General features: G+C 61.3%; 21 protein-coding genes and 1 tRNA gene. 15 read left to right on the top strand and 7 right to left on the bottom strand.

Annotated features, from left to right (window positions below; translation table 11 throughout):
• The first annotated feature begins 74 nt into the window (after positions 1 to 74).
• Positions 75 to 1,637, top strand: a complete 1,563-nt coding sequence (locus tag JAB1_RS18825) for a hypothetical protein (RefSeq protein WP_254672164.1) — start codon at positions 75 to 77, stop codon at positions 1,635 to 1,637.
• Positions 1,618 to 1,812 (top strand): hypothetical protein, encoded by a 195-nt coding sequence (locus JAB1_RS30360; protein WP_254672163.1) that lies wholly within the window; start codon positions 1,618 to 1,620, stop codon positions 1,810 to 1,812. The genes JAB1_RS18825 and JAB1_RS30360 overlap by 20 nt, the downstream gene beginning before the upstream one ends.
• 57 nt (positions 1,813 to 1,869) lie before the next feature.
• Here the strand turns inward: JAB1_RS30360 and JAB1_RS18820 are convergent, their stop codons facing one another.
• Positions 1,870 to 2,838, bottom strand: a complete 969-nt coding sequence (locus JAB1_RS18820; protein ID WP_070281358.1) for an IS1595 family transposase — start codon at positions 2,836 to 2,838, stop codon at positions 1,870 to 1,872.
• Positions 2,839 to 3,031: 193 nt separating this feature from the next.
• On the opposite strand from JAB1_RS18820, the gene JAB1_RS18815 reads away from it, so the two are divergent.
• The 3 genes from JAB1_RS18815 (at position 3,032) to JAB1_RS18805 (ending at position 6,010) form a co-directional block, all read left to right on the top strand.
• Positions 3,032 to 3,724 carry a hypothetical protein gene (locus tag JAB1_RS18815; protein WP_070281357.1) on the top strand — a complete coding sequence of 231 codons (693 nt, stop codon included), beginning with the start codon at positions 3,032 to 3,034 and terminating at the stop codon, positions 3,722 to 3,724.
• 104 nt (positions 3,725 to 3,828) lie between these two features.
• Positions 3,829 to 4,560 (top strand): BON domain-containing protein, encoded by a 732-nt coding sequence (locus tag JAB1_RS18810; RefSeq protein ID WP_070281356.1) that lies wholly within the window; start codon positions 3,829 to 3,831, stop codon positions 4,558 to 4,560.
• A 157-nt stretch (positions 4,561 to 4,717) separates the two neighbouring features.
• Positions 4,718 to 6,010, top strand: a complete 1,293-nt coding sequence (locus JAB1_RS18805; RefSeq protein ID WP_070281355.1) for an MFS transporter — start codon at positions 4,718 to 4,720, stop codon at positions 6,008 to 6,010.
• A gap of 157 nt (positions 6,011 to 6,167) precedes the next feature.
• Here JAB1_RS18805 and JAB1_RS18800 read toward each other — a convergent pair whose 3' ends face one another.
• Positions 6,168 to 8,336, bottom strand: coding sequence for a S9 family peptidase (locus JAB1_RS18800; RefSeq protein WP_070281354.1), 2,169 nt, complete (start codon positions 8,334 to 8,336; stop codon positions 6,168 to 6,170).
• Positions 8,337 to 8,509: 173 nt separating this feature from the next.
• Here JAB1_RS18800 and JAB1_RS30130 point away from each other — a divergent pair, with 173 nt between their 5' ends.
• Together JAB1_RS30130 and JAB1_RS18790 are read left to right on the top strand one after the other, a co-directional pair.
• Positions 8,510 to 9,556, top strand: a complete 1,047-nt coding sequence (locus JAB1_RS30130; protein WP_083299812.1) for a lysozyme inhibitor LprI family protein — start codon at positions 8,510 to 8,512, stop codon at positions 9,554 to 9,556.
• A gap of 39 nt (positions 9,557 to 9,595) precedes the next feature.
• Complete coding sequence (locus JAB1_RS18790) at positions 9,596 to 10,063, top strand: hypothetical protein (protein WP_139144606.1); 468 nt, start codon at positions 9,596 to 9,598, stop codon at positions 10,061 to 10,063.
• Here the strand turns inward: JAB1_RS18790 and JAB1_RS18785 are convergent, their stop codons facing one another.
• Positions 10,064 to 10,474, bottom strand: coding sequence for a hypothetical protein (locus JAB1_RS18785; protein ID WP_070281351.1), 411 nt, complete (start codon positions 10,472 to 10,474; stop codon positions 10,064 to 10,066). It lies immediately after the preceding gene.
• Between the two features lie 235 nt (positions 10,475 to 10,709).
• On the opposite strand from JAB1_RS18785, the gene JAB1_RS18780 reads away from it, so the two are divergent.
• Positions 10,710 to 11,549, top strand: coding sequence for a hypothetical protein (locus tag JAB1_RS18780; protein WP_139144605.1), 840 nt, complete (start codon positions 10,710 to 10,712; stop codon positions 11,547 to 11,549).
• A 90-nt stretch (positions 11,550 to 11,639) separates the two neighbouring features.
• Positions 11,640 to 12,908 (top strand): caspase family protein, encoded by a 1,269-nt coding sequence (locus JAB1_RS18775; RefSeq protein ID WP_070281349.1) that lies wholly within the window; start codon positions 11,640 to 11,642, stop codon positions 12,906 to 12,908.
• A gap of 73 nt (positions 12,909 to 12,981) precedes the next feature.
• Here the strand turns inward: JAB1_RS18775 and JAB1_RS18770 are convergent.
• The 4 genes from JAB1_RS18770 to JAB1_RS18755 form a co-directional block, all read right to left on the bottom strand.
• Positions 12,982 to 13,057, bottom strand: a tRNA-Lys gene (locus JAB1_RS18770).
• A gap of 68 nt (positions 13,058 to 13,125) precedes the next feature.
• Complete coding sequence (locus JAB1_RS18765) at positions 13,126 to 14,880, bottom strand: GspE/PulE family protein (protein ID WP_070281348.1); 1,755 nt, start codon at positions 14,878 to 14,880, stop codon at positions 13,126 to 13,128.
• A gap of 47 nt (positions 14,881 to 14,927) precedes the next feature.
• A complete protein-coding gene (locus JAB1_RS18760) occupies positions 14,928 to 15,716 on the bottom strand; it encodes a spermidine synthase (RefSeq protein WP_070281347.1) in 789 nt (262 codons plus the stop codon).
• A 130-nt stretch (positions 15,717 to 15,846) separates the two neighbouring features.
• Entirely contained in the window at positions 15,847 to 16,359 is a 513-nt protein-coding gene (locus JAB1_RS18755; RefSeq protein ID WP_034785134.1) for a glycine zipper 2TM domain-containing protein, read from the bottom strand.
• A gap of 401 nt (positions 16,360 to 16,760) precedes the next feature.
• On the opposite strand from JAB1_RS18755, the gene JAB1_RS18750 reads away from it, so the two are divergent.
• The 6 genes from JAB1_RS18750 (at position 16,761) to JAB1_RS18725 (ending at position 24,391) form a co-directional block, all read left to right on the top strand.
• The gene (locus tag JAB1_RS18750; RefSeq protein WP_070281346.1) at positions 16,761 to 17,159 is read left to right on the top strand and encodes a barstar family protein; all 399 of its coding nucleotides are present in this window, start codon (positions 16,761 to 16,763) and stop codon (positions 17,157 to 17,159) included.
• A gap of 156 nt (positions 17,160 to 17,315) precedes the next feature.
• Entirely contained in the window at positions 17,316 to 17,924 is a 609-nt protein-coding gene (gene purN, locus JAB1_RS18745) for a phosphoribosylglycinamide formyltransferase (RefSeq protein ID WP_034785137.1), read from the top strand.
• 21 nt (positions 17,925 to 17,945) lie between these two features.
• A complete protein-coding gene (locus tag JAB1_RS18740; protein WP_070281345.1) occupies positions 17,946 to 19,265 on the top strand; it encodes an RsmB/NOP family class I SAM-dependent RNA methyltransferase in 1,320 nt (439 codons plus the stop codon).
• Between the two features lie 123 nt (positions 19,266 to 19,388).
• The gene (locus JAB1_RS18735) at positions 19,389 to 20,747 is read left to right on the top strand and encodes a mechanosensitive ion channel domain-containing protein (protein WP_034785139.1); all 1,359 of its coding nucleotides are present in this window, start codon (positions 19,389 to 19,391) and stop codon (positions 20,745 to 20,747) included.
• 133 nt (positions 20,748 to 20,880) lie between these two features.
• A complete protein-coding gene (locus JAB1_RS18730) occupies positions 20,881 to 22,089 on the top strand; it encodes a fatty acid desaturase (RefSeq protein WP_034785142.1) in 1,209 nt (402 codons plus the stop codon).
• Between the two features lie 169 nt (positions 22,090 to 22,258).
• A complete protein-coding gene (locus tag JAB1_RS18725) occupies positions 22,259 to 24,391 on the top strand; it encodes a hypothetical protein (protein WP_139144604.1) in 2,133 nt (710 codons plus the stop codon).
• Positions 24,392 to 24,422 lie beyond the last annotated feature (31 nt).

Below are 24,422 nucleotides of genomic sequence, written 5' to 3'. Positions count from 1 at the left end.
AGGCTGAACAAGGAAGCGGCCGCGCCGTGATGGTGCGGGGCGCTTGCTTGCTGTGAACCACACACCGAGGCCCCATGAAAAACATCCTGATTCCCCTGCTGATGGCCGCCGCCGTCGGCAGCGCCTGCGCCGCAACGCAAGCGGCCGCACCCGCAACCCCGGCCACCGCCGCGCAACTGACGGCCATGAGCGCGCGCTATGCGCCCGTCGCGCTGACGGCCGATGTCGCGCACCTGTCCGCGGGCGACCGCCAGGCCATCGCCAAGCTGGTCGAAGCGGCCAAGCTGGTCGACGTGCTGCAGTTGCGCCAGCGCTGGTCCGGCAATGAAGCGCTGTGGGCAGCCCTGAAGAAAGACAAGTCGGCCCTGGGCCAGGCCCGTTTGAACTATTTCTGGATCAACAAGGGACCATGGTCGGTGCTCGACGCCCATGCCTCGTTCATGCCCGCCAGCTATGCCGGCATCGCCATTCCCGCGCACAAGCCGGAAGCGGGCAATTTCTATCCGCAGGGCGCCACCAAGGCCAGCCTGGAAACGTGGATGAACGGCTTGCCGGCGGACGACAAGCAGCAGGCGCAATGGTTCTTCACGACGATTCGCGCGGGCAAGGACGGCAAATACCACACAGTAAAATATTCGGATGAATACAAGGTGGAACTGAAGCAATTGGCCAAGCTGCTCGACGAGGCGGCGGCCGCCACGGACAATGCATCCCTGAAGAAATTCCTGACCTTGCGCGCCAAGGCTTTCCTCGACAACGACTATCTGCCGTCCGACTTCGCCTGGATGGACCTCGATTCGCCCGTCGACATCACCATCGGCCCGTACGAGACGTATAACGACGAGCTGTTCGGCTACAAGGCCGCGTTCGAAGCTTACGTGAACATCCGCGACCAGGCGGAAACGCAAAAGCTCAATTTCTTCGCCAGGCACATGCAGGAGCTGGAAGACAACCTGCCGCTCGACGCCCGGTACCGCAACCCGAAAGTGGGCGCGCTGGCGCCGATGGTGGTGGTCAACCAGGTATATGGCGCCGGCGACGGCAACATGGCAGTGCAGACGGCCGCCTACAACTTGCCGAACGACGAGCGCATCATCAGCGCGCGCGGCTCCAAGCGCGTGATGTTGAAGAATGTGCAGGAGGCCAAGTTCAAGGCCACCCTGACGCCGATCTCGAAACTGGTGCTGACGCCCGAAGCGCAGCAGGACGTGGATTTCAATTCCTTCTTCACGCACATCCTCGCGCATGAAATCATGCACGGCCTGGGTCCGCATGCGACCGTGGTCGACGGCAAGCCATCGACACCGCGCCAGGACTTGAAGGAAGCCTATTCGACCATCGAGGAAGCCAAGGCCGACATCACGGGATTGTTCGCGCTGCGCTACATGATGGACAAGGGGCAACTGAACGACACCCTGGGCCAGGGCGAGGCGGCCGAGCGCAAGCTGTACAACACTTTCCTTGCCTCCGGTTTCCGCACCCTGCATTTCGGCTTGACGGATTCGCATGCGCGCGGCATGGCCATTCAGATGAATTACATCCTCGACAAGGGCGGCTTTGTGTCCCTGGGCGACGGCAAGTTTCGGCGTCGATTTTTTTGGCAAGATCAAACAGGCCGTGATCGACCTGGACCGTGAATTCCTGACCATCGAGGCGACGGGCGACTATGCGCGCGCGAAAGACCTGATGACCAAGTACGTGGTGATCCGCCCCGAAGTGCAGGTGGCGCTCGACAAGATGAAGGCCGTGCCCAACGATATCCGCCCGGAATTCGTCACGGCCCGCGCGCTGGACAAGGCGGCGAAGAAATAAGCTGACCTTGAGTATTATCAGTGTGAAAAGCCGGTGCCTCTGCGCCGGTTTTTTTGGCTATGTCACCGTCAGATGTGGGAATGCTCCCAGCGTTGCTTTCAATAACGTTTCTGGTGAACGGATGCGCCTGGCGTCGAGTACCCAGCGCCATCCCAGGTAGTTCGGCAGGTAGCGCGTCGCCACGCCGTGAAAGGGACCCAGCCATTGCCGCAAGCGGCTGTGATACGCATTGACGTTCTGTACGTGGGCGGCACCCTGCACACGGATGCCGGCGCGCAAGTTGACGGCCTGGTGGCTGATGCCCGCCTCCCTGGCAAACGCCCGGTAGGCGGCATGGCCATCCGTTACCAGCAGAACATCCTTGTCGATGACGGGCAACAAATAACGGTGCAGCTGCGCCTTCGTCAACGCCCCTTTGCCCGTGACGAAATCGAGGGTCTGGCCTGTGCGGTCGCGCGCCACCAGGATACAGACCTGTTCATTGGAAATGCCGCGTTGGCGGGCACGTCCGCCTCGGCGGCGGGCCGGACGCGTCATCTGCCTGGATCCCTTTTCCGATTCCAGTACATACAGCTCATCGGCCTCGGCAATGCCATGCAGACCGTGCGGCCGGTCCGTCCTGGCTACGCTGAGAAAGCGGTGGCGCCAGCGAAAAGTGGTGTTGCGGTGCAACCCCAGCTGCTGAGCGGCCTGGCGCACCGATCTGGACTCCAGCAGGCAATCGGCATAATCGAGCCACAGCGCCTTGTGGCGCAAGCGGGCCAGCGGCGTGCCCGTCAAGGCATTGAATGTGCGCCCGCAAGGCACGCAGCGGTAGCGTTGCAGGCTGTGCGCATGGCCATGCCGGTGCAGGCGAGACGAGTGGCAGGCGGGACAGGCCAAGCGCGGCTGCGCCACACTTTCCAGCAGCGCGATAGTCGTGTCGGGTGGCGCGTCGCCACGCAGCAGGAGCATTCCTGCTTGCCGCTGGCGCCGGTTCAATCGCGCAAACTGCGCGATAAAGCTGATCCATTCGGCTGCCTGCATGAGCTGCTCCCTGGATGGTGACTATGCAGAGTCAGACAACACAGTCCAGGAAAGATTCCGGCAGTTCCCCTATTTACCGGTGACAGAGCCGTTTTTTTTCGTCTTTATTTATGAAAAGTTGCCAGTTTTTCCTTGTGGAAATATTTTCACCGCTTACTCTGCAGCGGTATATCCTCTTTTTCCCGCCGATCCCATGCCCAATCCGCTCTTGCTGATGAGCTTGCTCATCGTTTTGTCTCCTGTGTCCGCCGTGGCTGCCGCCAAGCTCACCGACCTGGAAACCCGCTGGCTGCAGGCGGGCCAAACCGTGATCGCGTTTGCGCGTGCGCAAGGCTTGCCCATCGATATCATCGTGCAGCCGCAGGATGCCCCCGGCGCCGTGCCGCTGGCGCTGGGCTACGCGGCAGGGCGGTGCAAGCTGGTGCTGTCCTTGCGCGGCAATGCGCAGGCGGACAGTGTCCTGCAAGGCGTGCCGGCTGCGCGCCACGGCCTGATGATGGAAGCGATGACGGCGCATGAGATCGGCCATTGCCGGCGCTATGCGCAGGGCGACTGGCATGCCTTGCCGCGCGGCTTTGTCGAACCGCGCAGCATGCAGCGGAGCAAGTTGACACCGTTGGCGCAGGAACTGCGCGAGACGCGCCGCGAAGAGGGCTATGCGGATCTGGTGGCCCTGGCGTGGATGCATGGACGCCACCCCGGGCAGTATCAGGATGTGCTGGCCTGGATGCGCGGCGTGCGCGCGGCCGGCGATGGCGCAGGCGGTTCGCACGCCACGCAAGCCTGGCTGGCGCTGGCCGCTGGCGCGGGTGCATTTGATGAGTCCGTTTCACCATTTGAACAGGCGCAAGTATTGTGGCGGAAGGGCTTGAGCGGCGACAAATAAGCGATGATTTTTATGCGAATGGACTGTCAGCGTGTGCTGTCGCACGGAGCTTTGCGCGCGGCAGGGGTCTAATCTGGGCATCAATTAACCAGAGAGGAACCATCATGAACAAAATGATCGCACTCATGCTGGCCGCCAGTGCCAGCGCCCTGCTTGCCGCCACGCCCGCGTATGCGCAGGATGCCTCGTACAAGAGTTTGACGGACAAGGCATCGGCCGACTACAAGCAGGCCAAGGCCGCCTGCGACGCCCACAGCGGCAACGCGAAAAAAGTCTGCGTGGAGGAAGCCAAGGTGGCGCGCGCCAAGGCCGATTCGGACGCCGTGGCGCAATACCGCAACACGCCGCGCGAACTGGGCAAGGCCCGCAAGGATGTCGCCAATGCCGAGTATGACCTGGCCAAGGCCAAGTGCGGCGACCGCACGGGGGCCGATAAAACCACGTGCATGACCGATGCCAAGGCGGCGAAAACGGCGGCCCTGGCTGACGCGAAAACGGGCGCCAGGGCCGGCACCAATGTGGCGCAAAATCCTCCCGCCACGACGAAGGAAAACTGCGATGCCATGGATGCGACGGCCAAGGCCGCCTGCGTGACGCGCAATGCGGCCGGCAGCACCAAGACGGCCGTGGCCGACTCTGTCATCACGACGAAAATCAAGGCTGACCTCGTCAAGGACAACGACTTGAAGGCACTCGATGTACACGTGGAAACGGTCAACGGCGTCGTCATGCTCAGCGGCTTCGTGCCTTCGCAGGCGCAAGTGAAAAAAGCCGCCGACCTGGCCCGTGGCGTGGAAGGCGTGACGGATGTGAAGAATGGCTTGAAAGTGAAGTAAGCCGCATTCTGTCGATGCGTTAAAGCCGGGACTGGAGCCGCACGCAGCAGTGTGGCTCCAGTTTTTTTTGATTGTATAAATTACGATCATAATATAACATGGGAAAAATCCAGTCGGCTGATGCTGACCGGCATTCACTTTTTCTCATGAGGACGGCATGCTTTCCCTATCTTTTTCGCAATGGCTGGAGCGGCGCGGCGTGCACTTTGCCTGGGTCATCGTCGCCATTACTTTCCTCACCGCCTTGACGTCGTCGGCCGCGCTGGGTTTGCCGGGCGCGCTGATGCAGCCCTTGAGCCGCGAGTTCGGCTGGGATGCCGAGCAGATTTCCTCGGCCCTGGCCGTGCGCTTCGTGCTGTTCGGTTTGATGGGCCCGTTTGCCGCCATCCTGATGGAGCGTTTCGGCTTGCGCAATGTCATCTGCGTGGCTCTGGGCCTGATCGCAGCGGGCATGCTGCTGGCCACGCGCATGACGCAGTTCTGGCACCTGGTCGCCCTGTGGGGCATCCTGCTGGGTCTGGGCTCGGGCATGACGGCGCTGGTCTTGAGCGCCGTGGTGGCGAACCGCTGGTTCGAGACGCACCGTGGCCTGGTGGTGGGCGTGCTGACGGCCAGTTCGGCCACGGGCCAGCTGCTGTTCCTGCCCGTGGGCGCCTGGCTGATAGAACACTACGGCTGGCGCACGGCCGTCATGCCCGTGTTTGCCGTCTGCGCCATCGTCGCCGTGCTGGCCTTCCTGTGCATGCGCAACCGCCCGCAGGACGTGGCCTTGCGTCCCTACGGCGCCGACCCGGCCACGCCCCTGGTGGCGGCGCCGGCGGCGACAATGACGTTTGCCACGCCGTTCATGATCCTGCGCAGCGTGGCGGCGAACCGCACCTTCTGGATATTGTTCGGCACGTTTTTCATCTGCGGCCTCAGCACGAATGGCTTGATCCAGACGCATTTCATTTCGCTGTGCGGCGACTCGGGCCTGTCCGCCGTGCCGGCCGCATCCGTGCTGGCCATGATGGGCGCGTTCGACCTGTTTGGCACCATCCTGTCCGGCTGGCTGTCGGACCGCTATGACAACCGCAAGCTGCTGTTCTGGTATTACGGCTTGCGTGGCTTGTCGCTGTTCTGGCTGCCGTATTCGGAATTCACCTTGTACGGTCTGTCCCTGTTCGCCATGTTCTACGGCCTGGACTGGATCGCCACCGTGCCGCCGACGGTGAAGCTGGTGGGGGCCACGTTTGGCCGGGAGCGGGCGGGCATGGTCTTCGGCTGGATCTTCGCCGGCCACCAGCTGGGCGCCGCCGTGGCCGCCTACGGCGCGGGCCGCATCCGCACCCTGATGCTGACCTACAATCCTGCCCTGTTCGCGGCCGGTGCCGCCTGCCTCGTCGCCGCGCTGCTGGTGCTGGCGATCCAGCGACAGAAGGCGGCCGTGGCCTCTGCCCAGCCCGCATGAAAAAAGCCAGGCCCGCGTGAGCGGAGCCTGGCTTTTTCATTTTTTCAAGATTTCAAGAACGCCTCAGAACACGTTCAGGGCAAGGCGCATTGCCGAAGGCAGTACGAATAGTACGACTAGGCAATGCAACGCCGCCATGGACTGTTCTGTGGTGTTCTTATTTTAAGTATTTGGCCAGCCAGCCCTCGACTTCGCTATAGAAGAAGCGGCTGTTTTCGCCCTTCAAGATCCAGTGGTTTTCGTCAGGGAAGACCAGCAGTTTCGCCGGCACGTTCAGGCGCTGTTGCACGGCAAAGTTCATCAGCGCATTGTTGGCCGGCACGCGATAGTCGAGTTCACCCACGGTGATCAGGATCGGCGTGGTAAAGCCCGTGCCTTTTTCGTGGTTGCCCGCTTGCATGACGGGGCTTTGGTCGCGCCACACGGGCAGGTTCGACCAGACGGGGCCGCCTGCATTGGTTTCACGGCCGAAACCGCCATCGCTGGTACCCCATTGCATGATCAGGTCCATTTCGCCCGCATGCGAGACGATGGCCTTGTAGCGCGTGGTGGTCGCTTGCAGCCAGTTGGCCAGGTGGCCGCCATAGCTGGCGCCGCCGGCAGCCAGCTTCGTGCTGTCGATAAATGGATATTTCTTGATGGCTTCATCGACGCCCTGGTTGACTTCATCGCCAGGGCCTTTCAGCGGATCGAACTGGATAGCCCGCGAGAATTCCTCGCCATAGCCGGTGGAACCCTTGTAGTCGGTCAGCAGCACGACATAGCCGGGCTTGGCCAGCAAATGATAGTTCCAGCGCAGCACGAACTGGTCGCGCCACATGCTGGCCGCGCCGCCGTGGATGACGGTAAACAGCGGGTATTTCTTGTTCGGGTCAAAGTTGGCCGGCTTGACGAGCATATTGTGGATCTGGCGGCCGTCGGCCGTGGTGAACCAGAAGTGCTCGGGCGCCTGCCAGTCGATTTTACTTGCCTTGTCCGTGTTGAATGTCGTCAGGCGCTTCGGCTGCTTGCCGTTGAAGGCGTAGATTTCCGGCGGGTTGATGGCGGATTCCCACACGCCCACCAGGGCCTTGCCGCCGCTGCTCAGCGAGTTGATGGTACCCGTCGGCAAGGATGGTTCCTCGCGCACGTCGCCACCCCTGGCGTCGATCGAGTACAGCTTTTCCAGGCCAGCATGTTCATAGCTGAAGATGACGCGCTTGCCGCCTTCGGGCAGTACGAAGCGGGAGATTGAACGGTCCAGCTTGGCCGTCAGGATGGTCGGCTCCGCCTTGACCAGCGGCCAGGCAAAGCTGGCCAGGCGTTTCACGTCATACACTTTGCCCGGCGTTTGCGCGTCGCTCAAGGCGAACAGGGTCTTGCCGTCGGCCGCAAATTTCAGGGAGCCATAGCTGTGCTTGTCCTGCGTCAAACGCTGCGCTTCACCGCCCGCCACGGGCAGCAAGTAAAGCTGGGAGTAGACGGCTTCGCGCTGGGCCGCATCGCGGTTGGTGGCCGCGTTGAAGACGACGGCCTTGCCGTCCGGCGTCCAGACGGCATCCAGCGATTGTCCCTCGTCGCCCTGGCCGCCGCCAAAGCCCGGCAGGGTGACCAGTTGTGTGCCCGACAGGATGTCGCGCGCGGTGTTGTCACCTCGTGCCGCGGCGTCGGCGTCGACGATGAGCAGCCGCACTTGCTTGTCGGTCAGCCATTTGTCGAAATAGCGGGGCGCCGTCGTTTCATACGAACGGGCGCTGTATTTGCGCTCCTTTCGCTCTTTCGCGCTTTGCTTGACGTCGGCTTCCGTCTTGTTGCCTGGATAGATATCGCTGATGAACAGCAATTGCTTGCCGTCCGGGCTCCATTTCGGCATGCGCGCGCCCAGGGTGAGCGAGGTCAGGCGCTGTGCTTCGCCGCCAGCGGCCACGTCGAGGCGATAGATCTGTCCCGCTTCGTCGCCGTCGCGCTTGGCAACGAAGACCAGCTGGCGGCTGTCCGGCGACCAGGCCACGGCGCTTTCGCCGCCCTTGGAGAACGTCAGGCGGCGCGCGGGGCTGTCGTCAAGCAAGGACTTGATCCACAGGTCGGACCATTGGTCTTGGCTAGAGTAGGCGCTGTCGACCACGGAAAACACGGCCCACTTGCCGTCCGGGCTGGCGACAGGGGCGCCCACCCGTTTCATCAGCCACACGTCTTCATGCGTGATGGCGTGCCTGGCATCGGTTTGCGTGGCGGCAACTGGGGTGGTGGCCTTGGTATCGGCGGCGTGGACGGTCGTTGCCAGCGAGGCGCAGGCCGCTGCGATCAGCAGGGAGCCGAGGGAACGGCGAAGACGGGGTGAGGTCATGGGCGTGGTCCGGTAGTGAAAAAAGTACAGCGGGCAACATTATTGCCCATCGTTTCCTGCACTGCCAAGGCTGTGTACCGTTACTTACCACGTGGGACGGTCACGTATCGGGCGGGCGCGCCATGGCTGATCAGTTAAACTTGTTCTTTTACTGATGCTACCTGTGGCCGGCCATGAAAATTAGTCTACCCTTATTGAAAACGATATTGCTGGGCGCGAGCTGCCTGCTGGCTGCCCCGGTTTTTGCCGCGGCGCCCGCACCGTACCCGAATACCAGTGCCATGGGCGTGGGTCACGCGGAAAGCACAGCCTGGTATGCGGGTTGCCTGAAGGTCAAGGATGCGGCGCCGCCGCCTGCCGACTTGCCGGCGCCGTCCGCCGTGGCATCGCTGCAGCAGTGCCAGGCAACAGACCTGTATTACGATACCAAGAGTATGTCCTCGCCCAAGCCGGCGGACTGGCGTCCTGCGCGCCATTGCGCCATGGCCACGCAGAACAGCGCTGTCCTGATGATGCTGTACCAGAATGGGCAGGGCGTGCAGAAAGACCCGTTGCTGGCGCTGAAGTACGCGTGCAGCATCGATGCGGCGCCGGCCGAGATGCAAGGGCGCATCGAACACTTGCAGAAGATCAATGCCAGCGGACGCGGCATGATCGATTTGTGCGACGACATCACCAGCGGCTACATGATGGGCGTGTGCAGCGCCATCGATGCGCGCCAGAAACAACGCGTGCGCACGCAGGCGACAGGCAAAGTCAGCGCAAGCATGCCTGCAGCGGCGCAAGCGTCGCTGCAAAAACTGCAGGCGGCGGCAAGCAAGTTTGCCGATGCGCGCGCGGCCAATGAAACGGACTTGAGTGGCACGGCCCGCGCCGCCCTGAGCATCGCCGCCCGCACGGCCGAGCTTGATCTGCTGGCGCACGATCTGCGCGAGTACGAAGCGGGCAAGCTGCCGGCCAGCATGTCCAGAGAACAGGCGGCGGCGCTCGACAAGGAACTCAACGCCATCTACGGCAAGCTCATGAAGAAGCCGGCGCAAACCCATGCGGGCGCCGTGGGCAAGGATGGCATCCGCGCCACCCAGCGCCTGTGGCTGGCATACCGCGATGCGTGGATGAACTTTGGCGCAGTGCGTTACCCGTCCGTGACGAGCGACAGTTGGGCTGGCCTGCTGACATCGCGGCGCAATGTGCAACTGCACGGCTTGCTGGAGAATTGAAGCATGCGGGAAGCGTACTACCACGAAGATGATTTTTGCATGATCGAACTGCTGCCGCTGGATAATTTGCAGCACTGCCTGACGCAGATGGGCGAGCAGCAGGCATTTGCCGACGCGCACCGCAGCGGCGCCGGCTGGACGCAGATGTACGTGCCCGAGGCGCCGCCATCGCCGCTGCGCGTGCTGGGCCTCACGGCGGACCAGTTGCGCCTGGCGCTGGCCGATGCCTTGCCGCCATACGACGCCGTCTACACGGGCTACAGCAGCTACCGGGTGGAATGCAAGAATGTGCTGGCCTTTGGCGGCGAGACGACGGAGACCCTGTTTGCGGGCCTGGACGACGACGGCATCGTGTGCGACCTGTGGTGCAGCGACGCCATGCCGGAACTCATGCTGCTGCCCTTGAAAGAGCAGCTCCTGCTGGCCGACTGGGGCGCAGGGTTGGCGTGTCCGCTGTCCGATGGGGAATTGTTTGCCCGGTATCTGCAGGAATACGAACTGGGCTGATTACTCGCAGGCGATGGCGTTTGGCTGCGCCACCTTCACCACCGACGCCAGGCGCGCCATGTCGTTGCCATCGCCTTGCTCCACATACGGTTGATAGGTGTCGATGACGATGCGCGCACGCGCTTGCCAGCCGCAATTGTCGGCCTGGCGCGCGGGCACGCGCAGCAGCCGGCGCGCCTCGCCATCGTTGGAAAAGCAGAACCACGCATCGTGCGTGGCGGCAGGGCGGGGCAAACGGCCCCACTGCGCCTTGTCGGGCGCGAAGCAAACGCGGTTGCCGATGATTTGCAGGCTCATCTCGTCCGTGCGCGCGCTGTACTGGCCGTCGAGCACGATGGGCGTTTGCGCCTGCGCAAGCAGCGGCAGTGCGCACAGCAGGAGATGGGGGGACAGCAGGGCGGCAAGTTTCACGGTGTATCTTTCCGGAGCGGCATGGGATGCACCAGTATAACTGCCATGCGCGGCTAGGCTTCAGCAAAAAAGCATGAACTGACACAGCAAGCACAAGTGCAATAAACTGTGTATTTTCAAATAATAAATATCTGTATATTGAGGTGCATCAATGGCGCGCTGCGCGCCATCCTGCATAGTTTTTCCTGCAAGTGGCGTGTCGCCATGTTTGCCGGACACTAGAGGAGAGCATGCGATGCATTCCAGACGAGAGTTTGTTGGCGCGGCGGTCGCGCTGGGAGCCTTGGGCCTGCTCGCTGGCGGCAAGGTGCTGGCGCAGTCGGATGCATTCGATACTTTGCTGCGGCAAGCCATCAACGATCCGTCGCTGCTTGAGGCGACGCGCACTAGTCGCGAGGGCTTCGGCGAGCAGTACGAATCGCGGGCCATTGCGCCGCGTACTCCCTTGTCTTCGCGGGCAATCTCGGAAGCCGCCATCACGCTCATTACCACCTTCGAAGTGACCGACCGCGCGCGCTACGAGGCGAAGTTCCAGCAGCCGATCTGGCCTGCCGGCGAGTCGGGCGTCACGATAGGCATTGGCTATGATTTGGGATACGTCACGGCCGACTGGCTCAACGAAGACTGGGAGGCCCGGCTCGCTGACGGCGAACTGGCAACATTACGCAAGGTCTGTGGTTTGACGGGGGAAGAGGCCCGCGATGCCTTGGCGCAGGTACGCGACGTAGCGGTTTCCTGGGATATCGCCGATCAGCAGTTTCGTACGCGCCTGTTGCCGCGCTACGTGGCGCTGACGCTGGCGCGCCTTCCCAACACGGACAAGCTGTCCGATGACAGCCTGGGCGCGCTCGTGTCGCTGGTCTACAACCGCGGTGCCAGCTTCCGCAAGGATGGCCCGCGCTATCGCGAGATGCGCATGATCCGCCAGCACATGGTCAACGAAGCCTACGATGCCATCCCCGCCGAGTTGCGGTCCATGGCGCGGCTGTGGACAGGCGTGCCGAATATGCGCGGCCTCGTGCTGCGGCGCGAGCTTGAGGCCGCGCTGTTCGAGCGTGGCCTGAAAAGCGCTTAGGTCCGCCCCGGCATCCACCCTGGCCAACCGAGGAGTGATATCGTGCATCCGATCAAACGCATCCTAGCCCTGCTCTGTATCCCCGTGTCCATGCTGCTGGCCTTTCCCTGCCAGGCACAATCCGGCCCGCCCAAGCGTGTCGCCTTATTGATCGGCAACTGGGATTACGACAAGAACGGGAAATTCGATCCCACGCCATCGGGCGATTACATTGCCGACCTCAAGAATCCCTGCAGCGATTCGGATCTGGTCAAGAGCCAGCTGGCCAAATTCGGGTTCGAGATCCATGACTATTGCAATGTGGACCAGGCGACCTTCAACGCCCGTGTCGCCGACTTTGCCAGCAGCCTGTCGGACTTGCCCAAGGGATCGATCGTCTTCCTCTTTTATTCCGGCCATGGCATGCAGTATCACGGCCACGCGTTCACGGTGCCGGTGCTGTTCCGGATGGATCATGCCGCATTCAGGAAGGACGATGACCTGGAGCAATTCAAACTGCTGCAAAAGAATGCCAACAACGTCGCCGAGATGCTGCAGAAATTGCCGGATGATAAGAATGTGGCACTCGTCGTGGCATTGGACAAATGCCGCGACGTGCCGGTCGACGAAAAGGTCACCTACAGCGAGGCCGTGTCGATCCGCACCGGGCCGAACACGCTGATCCAGTACGCCACCACCGCCGGCGACCGCACGCCCGACAACGACGGCAAGGGCCATAGCGCCTATGCGCTGGTGTTGGCCGACGAACTGTCGAAAGGCGGCGACATAGGCGATATCATGGCCGCCGTCGGCATCCGCGTCTGGCGCCTGTACGACAGCGGCAAGCGCGATACCTATGCCGAAACCAACGTTGGCCCTGCCTTCTCCGCCCTGAAGTTCAATCCGCTCAAGGCCGGCATGTCAGCCGCGCCGCACGACGTGGCGGCGACCGTCAGCCGCAAGCGCCTGATGGTGCGCGATCGCTACGATGGCGTCACGCTCGACATCTTCTGGTGTGAAGGCGATGGCGAGCAGGCGCGCTATGCCTTTGCCACGTCGCTGGCGCGCGACATTGCCATGCGGGCCAGAGAGTTGGGCGTGGGGCGCGTGATGGTCAAGCCCCTGTCGCAAGACATGAACAATAACAATGGCTACAACGTGCATCGCAATATCATGCGCTACGACCAGGCGTATCCGCTTGAGCGGGAAATGCTCTTCAAGATCGCCAGTGCCTATCCGGTCGGTAACTTCCTTCCGCAGCGCGGCGTCGGCGTCAATGGACAGGCGACCCAAAACTATGTGTCGGCATTCGTGTGCGGGCGGCTGGCCGACGGGAGGGCTGATGTGGCTGCATTGGAGCATGCCAGCGGCAAGCGCTAAGCTGGGTAGGCGGCAAGCGCAAAAAAGGGCTACGCGCCGAAGCGGGTAGCCCTGATCTGTACTGCTGTATTCGTGGTAGGCCGTGCGGGATTCGAACCTGCGACCAACGGATTAAAAGTCCGCTGCTCTACCAGCTGAGCTAACGACCCGAAAGAGGCCGCATTATATATCAGTTGAAAAAGAATGCAAAGCATTCCTGTGAGAAAGTGCTGGCCAGCTAATGCAGGGCTGCCGTGAGCTTCAGCACTTCGTCGATGCTGGTCGTGCCATCGATGATCTTGCGCGCGCCGGCGATGCGCAGCGGCGTCATGCCGTCGAGGATGCTCTGGCGGCGCAGGGCATGCAGGTCGGCGCCTGCCTTGACCAGCTGGCCGAACGTTTCCGTCACGCCCAGCAGTTCATAGATGCCGGCGCGTCCCAGATAGCCGCTGTGCCGGCACAGGGCGCAGCCGACGGGGCGGTACGTGGCGGCCGGCCGCTCCAGCTGGCCGCCTGTCAGGCGCTGCCACGCCGCGGCACCGGGAGCCGTGTCCAGCTGCTTGCAGCCGGGGCACAGGCAGCGTAACAGGCGCTGCGCCAGCACGCCGGCCAGGCACGCTTCCAGGAGATAGGCGGGCAAGCCCAGTTCCAGCAGGCGCATGACGGCCGAGGGCGCGTCGTTGGTGTGCAGGGTCGACAGCACCAGGTGCCCCGTCAGCGCCGCCTGGATGGCCATCTCGGCCGTGGCCAGGTCGCGGATTTCTCCCACCATGATGATGTCGGGATCTTGCCGCATCAGCGCCCGCACGCCATCGGCAAACGACAGTTCGATGCCGGCCTGGGTTTGCACCTGCATCTGGTTGAAGGCCGGTTCGACCATTTCGATGGGGTCTTCCACCGTGCATACATTGACTTCGCTGCCGGCCAGCGCCCTCAAGGTGCTGTACAGCGTGCTGGTCTTGCCCGAACCGGTGGGGCCCGTTACCAGCACGATGCCGTGCGTGCGTGCCGTCAGCTGGCGCCAGCGTTCGGCATCCGCAGGCGGAAAGCCCAATTCGGCCAGGCTCTTGACGGCCACTTCCGGGTCAAAGATGCGCATGACGAGCTTTTCGCCGAAGGCCGTGGGCAAGGTCGACAGGCGCAGTTCGATTTCCTGCCCCTGCGCATTGAGCGTCTTGATGCGGCCATCCTGGGGGCGGCGCTTCTCCACCACGTCCATACGCCCCAGCAACTTGATGCGCGCCGTCATGGCCAGCAATACCACGGGCGGCAACTGATAGGCCTGGTGCAGGCGGCCGTCGATGCGCAGGCGCACGAGGCCCGCGTCGCGCTTCGGTTCCAGATGGATGTCGGAAGCGCGCTGGGCAAACGCGTATTGCCACAGCCAGTCGACAATGCGCACCACGTGCTGGTCGTTGGCGTCGAGGCTGCTCTTGTTGCGCCCCAGCTCCACCAGTTGTTCGAAATTGTGGCGCAGCGCCAGGTCTTGCGTGGAGGCTTGCCGGGCCACCTTGACGGAACTGGCCAGGCTGAAAAATTGCGCGATGGCGTCAGCGATGTGCAGCGGGTTGGCGATGACCAGGCTCAGCTTGCGCGGCGCCAGGTTTCCCAGCTGTGCCTGCCAAGCGAGCGCATATGGCTGGGCCGTGGCGATGACGATGCGCTCAGGCGTGCTTTCCACGGGCAGGATGTTGAAGCGGGCCGCATAGCCGGCCGTCATGACGTCGGCCACCTGGCTGAAATCGATGTGCAGGGGATCGATGCGCACATACGGCAGGCTGGAGCGTTGCGCCAGCCAGGCGCACAGGGCATCGAGCGTGAGTGCGCCGTGGGCGATGCTGCACAGCGGATGCAGGGCGGGTGCCGGCAGCAGGGCGGCCTGGGCGTCGATGGCGGCCGCTTGTGCTGCATCGAGCAAGCCGTCTTCCTGCAGCCAGGCCAGCAGCTGCGGCAGTTGCAGCGGCGTATCGGGAGAAGGAGGGGAAGCGGGCATGGCCGGTGCCTTTCCAGGCTGCCGGCCATGCGTGGGTAGGCTGGCGGTTACAGGGTGCTGGCGATGCCCTTGACCCAGGTCTTGGCGGGCAGCTTGGTCTCGGCGACGATCTGCTTGGCCCGTTCCAGCAAGGCGGCTTGCGCTTCCGTATCGAGTGCCACTTTCGTCTTGAAAGCGATCGCCACCACGTTCCCATCATGGACTTCCGGCAGGCAGATCACCTGTTCAAACGCAAACTTCATCGCCTTGATGTTCTTCGCGTAGCTGGGATGGTCGCCGAACAGGTTGACCGTCATGATGCCGTGCTGCGCCAGGCAGGCGCAGCAGGCGGAATAGAAATCGGCGCTGTCGAGCACGGGACCGCGCGCCGTGGCGTCGTACAGGTCCACCTGCAGGGCGTCCAGGGTGCCGTGGTTGGCGTCGTCGTTGACGTAGTCGAGCGCATCCATCTCGCGCACGTGCAGGCGCTCGTCGTTGGGCGGCAGCTTGAACATCGAGGCGCAGATGGTGATGACGGACGGATTCAGTTCGATGGCATCGACCTGCGCCTGCGGGAACTGGCGGTAGCAGAACTTGGTCAGCGCGGCCGTGCCCAGGCCCAGCTGGGCGAGGCGCTGCGGCTGTTCGATCCACAGCATCCACGCCATCATCTGTTGCGCGTATTCGAGCTCCGGCCAGTCCGGCTTGCGGATGCGCATGGCGCCCTGTACCCATTCCGTGCCGAAATGCAGATAGCGCACACCATCCATTTCCGACAGGGTGACAGGGGCATAGCGGGGCTTGCGCGCAGGGCGCGAGGATTCGACTTGTTCGATGGATTTTCGTTTGATAAGCATAAGGCGGCCTGAAAGTGTGCCGCATTATAGCCCGCGCCGGGGTGCCATAAAAAATGCCGGCCCCATGAGAACGACTGGGACCGGCATTTTAAACTGCTGTGCAACGACGCGCAGCAGCTTATGTCAGGCGTTACTGTTGAGCAGGCTCGATGGATACGCGCAGACGGATGCGCTCGCCCGGATCGTAGGACATGATGCTCGTGTAATTGCGGCCGCGGTAGTCGTAGGTGACCTGGTAGCCATTGTTGCGCGATTCCCAGTGGTCGACCTGGCGGCATTGCTTGACGGCTTGTTCCTGCATGCCGCCCTGGTAATTGTTCTGGTTGTCGACACGGTCGCCGACGACGGCGCCGGCAATCGCACCAGCGGCTGCCGCAGCCGTGCGGCCATTGCCGCCACCGACCTGGCTGCCGAGCAGGGCGCCGGCGATACCGCCGACGATGGAGCCGCCAGCGCTGCGCTGTTGCGGCGGGGCCTGGACTTGCACGTATTCCGTGCGGCATTCCTGGCGTGGACGGTTGATCTGTTCCACTTGCGGCACGACGCGCACGACCTTGCCGAAATCTTCAAAGTCGGCGGCCTGGGCGAGTGGCAATGCACCGATACAAAGGGCTGACATCATCAATTTGGCTTGCAAGTTCATTTGTAACCTCGTTATGTAGAGAATCTTTCAGGGTATTTTTTACAACTTGGGACTATAGTAATCCCGCCAGACGGGGACAAGTGTTTCGCATGGCAACAAAATGTAACAGCCCAAGCCCCTTGCCCCACAGTCTGTAACATGCACTTTCAATCGATACAAGATGTTGAAATGACTTGAAACCAGCGGTTTGTAACAAATCTTGCGTTTGACATCATATTCGGGTTGATTCATGCAGGACAACACGTTACCCTAATACGCGTATGGCTTATATAAAATCGCACTGAATCGCATAAAAGTTGATACAGATCGAATCACCGCGTGCGCATTGACCCGCGTGCGGGGATGCAATAAGAAGAGCAGCTAGAAGAGATCCATACATAACAGGTCGATTTGAGGGAAAAATGAGTTTGTTACTAACCGTGCCGCCCAACCTTGTCCAGTCCATCCGTGCCTTTCGCGTGACCGAATTACAAGACGAGGCGATCCGTCTCGGGCAGCACTTTTTATATGCGCATTGCAACGCTGGACAGACCAAACAACAAGTCATCGGCATTATTGCAGAAGCATTCCTGTTTCCGAAAAACCTGGCGAAGAATTTTGATGCCCTGCGCCTGTGCCTGACGGACACCATGTGCAAGGCCGGCACGCAGACGGGTTTCCTGGTGGTGCTCGAGCAATTGCCAAATACGCAAAAATTCGACAAGGAAGCGCGCGAGATCCTGCTCGACGTGTTCCGCGACGCGGCCGACTACTGGGCCGAGAAGAAAGTCCCGTTCCGCGTCTTCTATTCGTTCGAGTAAATACTTACTCTTGCCGCGGCGCCGTCAAACCGGCTTCCCGCGCAGGTGAGAATCGTCATTTTCGGGCGGCTGCGGCGCGCCGGCGCTCATGTTGCGCCGCAACAATAATACCGGCCTTTCTAGATTCGCATCGCCATAGCGGGTACAATGCGCGCTATGAAAAATATCGTTATCCTCATTTCCGGACGCGGCAGCAACATGGAAGCGGTCGTGCGCGCGGCGCAAGCCGAGCAATGGCCAGCCCGTATTGCCGCCGTCATCAGTAACCGGGCCGATGCCCAGGGACTGGTTTTTGCCGCGGAACACGGGATAGCGACGGCAGTCGTTGCCAACAAGGATTATGCCAGCCGCGAACAGTTCGATGCGGCGCTGCAAGCCGTGATCGATGGCTTTGCCCCCGACCTGGTCGTGCTGGCCGGTTTCATGCGCATCCTGACGCCGCCCTTCGTCGAGCATTACGCGGGGCGCATGCTCAATATCCACCCGTCGCTGTTGCCGCTGTTCCCGGGCATGGCGACGCACCGCCAGGCGCTCGAGGCGGGCGTAACGGAACACGGCGCGACCGTGCATTTCGTGACTGCCGAGCTCGATCATGGCCCGGCCGTGGCGAGCGCGAAAGTCCCCGTCTTGCCAGGCGACACAGAAGAGAGCTTATCGGCGCGCGTGCTGGTAGAGGAACATCTGCTTTACCCGCGCGCCATCCGCCTGTTCATTGACGATAAACTGTCAGTCGAGCATGGCCAGGTCCGCGTGGACCCTCAATAAAATATTACAGGAAGAATAACAATGAGATTGCCACCAGCGATACTTGCCAATGCTGAAGAAGTATTGCGCGAAATTTTACGTTTCACGGCCCCGGCCGACACCACCCTGTCGCGCTATTTCCGCGATCATCCGCGCCTCGGTTCGCGCGAACGCGGCGCCATCGCCGAAGGCATTTATGCCGTGCTGCGCAACAAATCGTTCTTCACGGACTTCGCCGAAGCGGGCAGTGGCCCGACCATGCGCCGTTTGACCATCCTCGGCCTGGCCGAAGCCGTCGGCGCCGACTCCTTGGGCGGCCTGACGGAAGAAGAAGTGGAATGGCTGGAACGCATCACGCAGATCGACCGCAGCCTGATGCCGTCGAATATGCGCGCCAACATGCCGACCTGGCTGTTCGACAAGCTGATCGCCCAGTTCGGCGAAGCGGAAACCATGAAGCTGGCCGATGCGCTGAACGCACCGGCGCCGCTGGACTTGCGCGTGAACTCGCTCAAGGCCACGCGTGAGGACGTGATGCTGGCCCTGGCCGAAGCGCCTATCCTCAGCACGCCGACGCCGTATGCCCCGCTGGGCTTGCGCGTGATCAAGAAACCATCGTTGCAAAACCTGCCATTGTTCCAGAGCGGTGCCATCGAAGTGCAGGATGAAGGCAGCCAGATCCTGTCGCAGATCGTCGGCGCCAAGCGCGGCGAGATGGTGGTCGATTTCTGTGCCGGCGCGGGCGGCAAGACCCTCGCATTGGGCGCGCTGATGCGCAACACGGGCCGTCTGTACGCATTCGACGTGTCGGAAAAGCGTTTGGCCAAGCTGAAGCCGCGCATGGCCCGCAGCGGCCTGTCGAACGTGCATCCGGTGCAGATCGCGCATGAGCGCGATGCCAAGATCAAGCGCCTGGCCGGCAAGATCGACCGCGTGCTGGTCGATGCCCCGTGCAGCGGCCTGGGCACCCTGCGCCGCAATCCGGACGTGAAATGGCGCCAGCAGCCGAACTCGATCGTGGAATTGCAAGCCAAGCAGGCAGCCATCCTGGCCGGCGCGGCGCGCCTGGTCAAGGGCGGCGGCCGCCTGGTGTATGCCACCTGCAGCTTCCTGAACGAAGAAAACGACTTTATCGCCGAGCAATTCCTCGCGGCCCATCCGGACTTCACCCTGGTGCCGATGAGCAAAGTGCTGGCCGAACAGAAGATCGAGCTGGAAATGGGCGACTACCTGAAATTGTTGCCGCATCTGCACCAGACCGATGGCTTCTTCGCCGCCGTGTTCGAACGCAAGGTCATGCCGAAAAAAGTCTACGCCGATGAAAAGCCGGCCGACGACGTTGACGCTGAACCAGCCGAATAAGGCTCACGGGCCGCCGCTGCAGCATCGCAGCGGTGGCCATGCACTTGCGCCAGCCTGTCTGGCGCAAGCTGTGGGCACTCCGCCCGGTTATTCCCCCGCACCATCTTCCAGACGCCATCCGCCATGAACGAAACCCCGCTGCTCAACCTGATCACTGACTTTGTCGACGATTTCCGTCAACCGGCCATCCTGTGGCAGGCGCTGGTCATCGTCGCCTGCCTGGCGCTGAGCTGGCTGCTGGTGCGGCAGTTGCGCGTGTTCCTGCACCAGCGCGCGGAAGCGGCCGCCACGCCGGCCACGCCGGAAACCTTGCAGCGCACCGATAGTTTTATCCGCATCCTGACGCCCGTGCTGGCGGCCATGCTGCTGGGCATTGCGCAGCATTTCCTGGCCAAGTTCCAGTCGGTCAATCTGCTCAGCATTGCCATCCCCCTGTGCACCTCGATGGCGCTGGTGCGCTTCGGGTTTTATGTGCTGCGCCGCATTTTTGCCCGCCATGGCGACATCAGTCCCACCATGCTGCTGCTGGAAAAGATATTTACAGTCGTGGTGTGGGCCGGCATGGCCCTGTACATCACGGGCCTGTGGCCGGAATTGCATACCTTCCTGGAAAGCATCGTCGTGCCGCTGGGACGCAACAAGGTGTCCGTGGCTGCCATCTTGCAAGCCGCTATTTCCGTGGCCGTGCTGCTGGTGCTGGCCATGTGGGCCGGCACCTCGCTCGACGAGCGCCTGATGAAAATGCAGGGCCTGCACACTTCCTTGCGCGTGGTGATGTCGCGCATGGGCCGCGCCGTGCTGATCCTCGTTTCCGTGCTGGTCAGCCTGTCGCTGGTGGGCATCGACCTGACGGTGCTGTCCGTGTTTGGCGGCGCCTTCGGCGTGGCGCTGGGCTTTGGCTTGCAAAAGATCGCCGCGAACTTCGTGTCCGGCTTCATCATCCTGCTGGACCGCAGCCTCACCATCGGCGACATGATCACGGTGGGCCAGTTCACGGGCAAGGTCACGCAAATCAATACGCGCTATACTGTGTTATTGGGTGGCGATGGCGTTGAATCCATCGTGCCGAATGAAATGCTGATTTCCGGCGGCGTGCAGAACATGTCGCTGAGCAACCGCATGGTCTGGCTGTCGACGGCCGTGTCGGTGGGCTATGAAACGGATCTCGATGTCATCTTCCCCTTGCTGGAAGCGGCGACGGCCAAGGTGCCGCGTGTGTCGCAAAGCAATCCGCCATCGGCCACCCTCGTGCGTTTCGGCGCCGATGGTCTCGACGTGCAGATCGGCTTCTGGATCGCGGACCCGGAAAACGGCACCGGCGGCGTGAAGTCGAATGTGAACCGCGCCATCTGGCGCACCTTGCAGGAACATAAGGTCACTGTACCGTTTCCGCAACGCGAATTGCGTATTGTTGGTACGCCTCCTGCCCCGCTCGCCAGCGCGGCAGAGGGTGAGTCCGCCCCATCCGGCACCCAGCCTTAACCTCGCTGCCTGCCTCCGATTTTGCCTGACCGCACCCATTAGGGCGTACAATCACGCCTAAAATTAACTCTGCCGGACCTCCAGAATCACTGGAGCGACCGTGCGCATGCCCTGTCCACTTGGAGTAGCAGTAATGACATTGAGTTCCGTTTTACACGACGTTTTGCAGTTCATGGCAACTGGCATTACCGATCTGTCCGCATGGCAAGTTTTCCTGTACACCATGGTGGTCACGCATATCACGATCGCCAGCGTCACGATTTACCTGCACCGCCACCAGGCCCACCGGGCGCTGGAATTGCACGCCATCCCCAGCCATTTCTTCCGTTTCTGGCTGTGGCTGACGACGGGCCAGGTGACCAAGGAATGGGCGGCCATCCACCGCAAGCATCACGCCAAGTGCGATACGGAAGAAGATCCGCACAGCCCCGTGACGCGCGGCATCAAGAAAGTCTTCTGGGAAGGCGCCGAGCTGTACCGCGCTGAATCGAAGAACATGGAAACCATGGCCAAGTACGGCCATGGCACGCCGACGGACTGGATCGAGCGCAACCTGTACACCAAATACAGCTGGCTGGGCGTGGTGTCCCTGTTCGTCATCAATTTCATCCTGTTCGGCGTGATCGGCATTTCCGTGTGGGCCGTGCAAATGATGTGGATCCCGATCACGGCAGCCGGCATCATCAACGGCATCGGCCACTACTGGGGCTACCGCAACTACGACTGCGCGGACGCGGCCACCAACATCATTCCGTTCGGTATCCTGATCGGCGGCGAAGAGTTGCACAACAATCACCATACCTATGCGACGTCGGCCAAGCTGTCGTCGAAATGGTATGAAATCGATATCGGCTGGGCGTATATCCGCGCGCTGGAAATGCTGGGCTTGGCGAAGGTGAAAAAGCTGGCGCCGGAGCCGAAGTTCTCGCACGGCAAGCTGGAAGCGGATTTCGAGACCTTGCAGTCCGTCATCGCCAACCGCTACGACGTGATGGCCAAGTATGCGAAATCGATCAAGCATGCCTGGAAGGAAGAGCTGGAACACCTGAAGCACAAGGCCGAGCTGGAAAAGCGCTTCCTGAAATCGTCGCGCAAGCTGATGCAGCGCGAGCCGGGCAAGCTGGCCGATGCGCACCATGAGCAGTTGTCGGAGTTGTTCCAGCACAGCAAGGCGCTGGAAACCATGCACCACATGCGCGTGGAGCTGGGTGCCATCTGGGAACGTTCGCACTTTACGCGCGAGCAATTGCTGCAAAAGCTGCAAGACTGGTGCACGCGCGCCGAAGCGTCGGGCATCAAGTCGCTGCAAGATTTCTCCCTGCGCCTGCGCAGCTATGCTTGATCGCACGGTGAGGTGACATAAATGGCTCCGCTTGCGGGGCCTTTTTTTTTTGCCCTGAGCGTGAAGGCGATGGGGGCTTCGCGTGGCATTTCCCGAGAATGTTGATTTGCTAAAATAATAATTTCATGAAATACTTTCCTTGTGAATTAGTTAAAATAGGAAAGTTTGCATGGCAATGTTAATACGAAGTGCGTTTATGGGATGTGTCATGGCGGCGCTCTCTGCCTGCGGTGGCGGTGCCTCGGTGCCAGAACCGGCGAGTCCCAATCCTGGCATTCCCGATTCTCCACCCGTTGTAAAAAGCAGCCTCGCGCTCAGCGGCACAGCGGCGACCGGCCTGGCCCTTGTCGATGCCTCCATTCAGGCGAAATGCCAGGTGGGCAGTGCACAGGCGCGCACCGGACCGGATGGTGCTTATCAAATGGAGATTGTCGAAGGGAAATTTCCATGTCTCCTGCAATTGACCACTCCCGTCAGTGGCATCAAATTGCATTCCGTTGTGGTCGGAGCGGGGAGTTCGGCAACTGCCAATATCACGCCCCTGACCGACATGCTCAGCTCGCGGTTGTTTGGCCGTGATCTCAGTGCCTTGTTCCCGGACATCGACGCGGCATCGCTGGTCAATACAGTCAATGCCGCCAATGTGCTTGCCGCACAGTCGGATATCGTGAATCTGTTGCAGGCAAAGTTCAGTATCAGCTTCTTGCAAGACTTTATCGGCACGCCATTGAAGGCCGCGACTGCGGCTGACAAGGCTGGCGGGGATGCCCATGACAGGTTGCTGGACCGCTTGGGTTCCTATTTTAATTCCATTCAGCTCGGATTGATTAACCAGGCGCTGGTATCGGGGCAGACGGTTGACGACATCAAAAAGCTCATCGTTGAACTCAAGGCCGTACCGGTGGCGCATGCCGGAAAGCCGCAAGCGGTAGCAACTGGGGCGACAGTCTCGTTGGATGCGAGCGCCAGCCAGATTGCACCCGGTGTCACGGCAAATTTCCGTTGGTCTATTATTGGCAAGCCTGCCACGAGTGTGGCGGAGCTGAGCCTGGCGAACACCGCCAAGCCAACTTTTGTCGCGGATAAGCCCGGAAGCTACATGTTCAGTGTTCTCGTCGATTATCCGGGCGAGCGCTATGTGAGTACTGCCATTGTTGAAGTAACGGCGCAATTGGACGCGCCATATCAAACCACGCCGGCCGTCAGCGGCGCGCCGAATGGCGGCATGTATGGTGACTACTGGAAGCTGGAATTTACCGGAGCGAATGCCGGTTTTTGCGACGTGCTGTTTGTCTCTCCCTCTGGCAGCAGCTATACGCCGGGTATGTGTATTTCCAACGGAAAACTGTTGGGCGACTTTGCACTGCGTGGTGATGTGGAAAAAACTGGAAGCGTCACGCTGAATATGCGGGTCAATCCGCATATTCCCGAAAGTACGCAAACTGCCGCCATCTTTCGTGGCGTATTCGGGCAGGACGGGACCGGGACGGGTACGTGGAGTATTCCAAACAGCGCTGCAAACGGTGCCTGGACCGCAACGCGCTATATTGGCCGGCAGCCCTATCGCAGCGTGACGCTGGCAAATCCCGATGCGGGCTCGTTTGCCCTCGGAACCGATGCCGCGGCAGGCGTCTGGCGCCGCCCATCGACAAAAATCTATCCTGAGTTCGCGCTGGTATTACCCGGCGGCGAAACGGCTTGGCAAACCGGCTCGCCGTTTTCAAGCGGAATGGTGCATGTATTTGGCGAGTTTCTCAGTGAAGGTTCTACATGGCAACTTGGAAACAAGAGCACGGTTCACACCTCCACGTCGATTGAGGGCATTCAGGCATCTGGCACCATCGTGCCGAAAACGCGCATCGTGGGCACAATGTCTGCCGCTGCTGGCAAGACGGTGACGTTGTCCTTCGATTCTTATGGCATTGAGAATGCGCTGGCGTTGAGCCTGGCCGATATCACTGGCACCTATGTTGCTGACGGCGCCAGTTACATTGCGCCGGATGGCAGCATCAGTGGCACGACAGAGGCTGGCTGCCGGGTCCAGGGGCGTATTGCCCCCATTTCTCCCGATTCGAAGGCCAACCTGTTCCGCCTGAAGCTGACATTTTATGGACCAGCGTCCAACCCGGCAGCATGCTATGAAACGCAAATGGGGCCGGACTATGATGGTTATGCATTCATGGAAGTATCGGAGGGCGAGCGTTATTTCTATACCTTGTTACGGCCAAGCGGCGTACCTGTCGGCTATACCACGCCAGTCGGTTTCTATCCACGGTATATTCTAGGCATGAAGATTCGCTAGCATCCGGCTGCGGGGGCGTACGGCGTATGTC

Origin of the sequence: Janthinobacterium sp. MP5059B, from assembly GCF_001758645.1 — a bacterium.
GTDB lineage: Bacteria > Pseudomonadota > Gammaproteobacteria > Burkholderiales > Burkholderiaceae_D > Janthinobacterium > Janthinobacterium lividum.
Note: the sequence above shows the minus strand (reverse complement) of the source record. Positions and strands in the feature narration are given on the sequence as shown.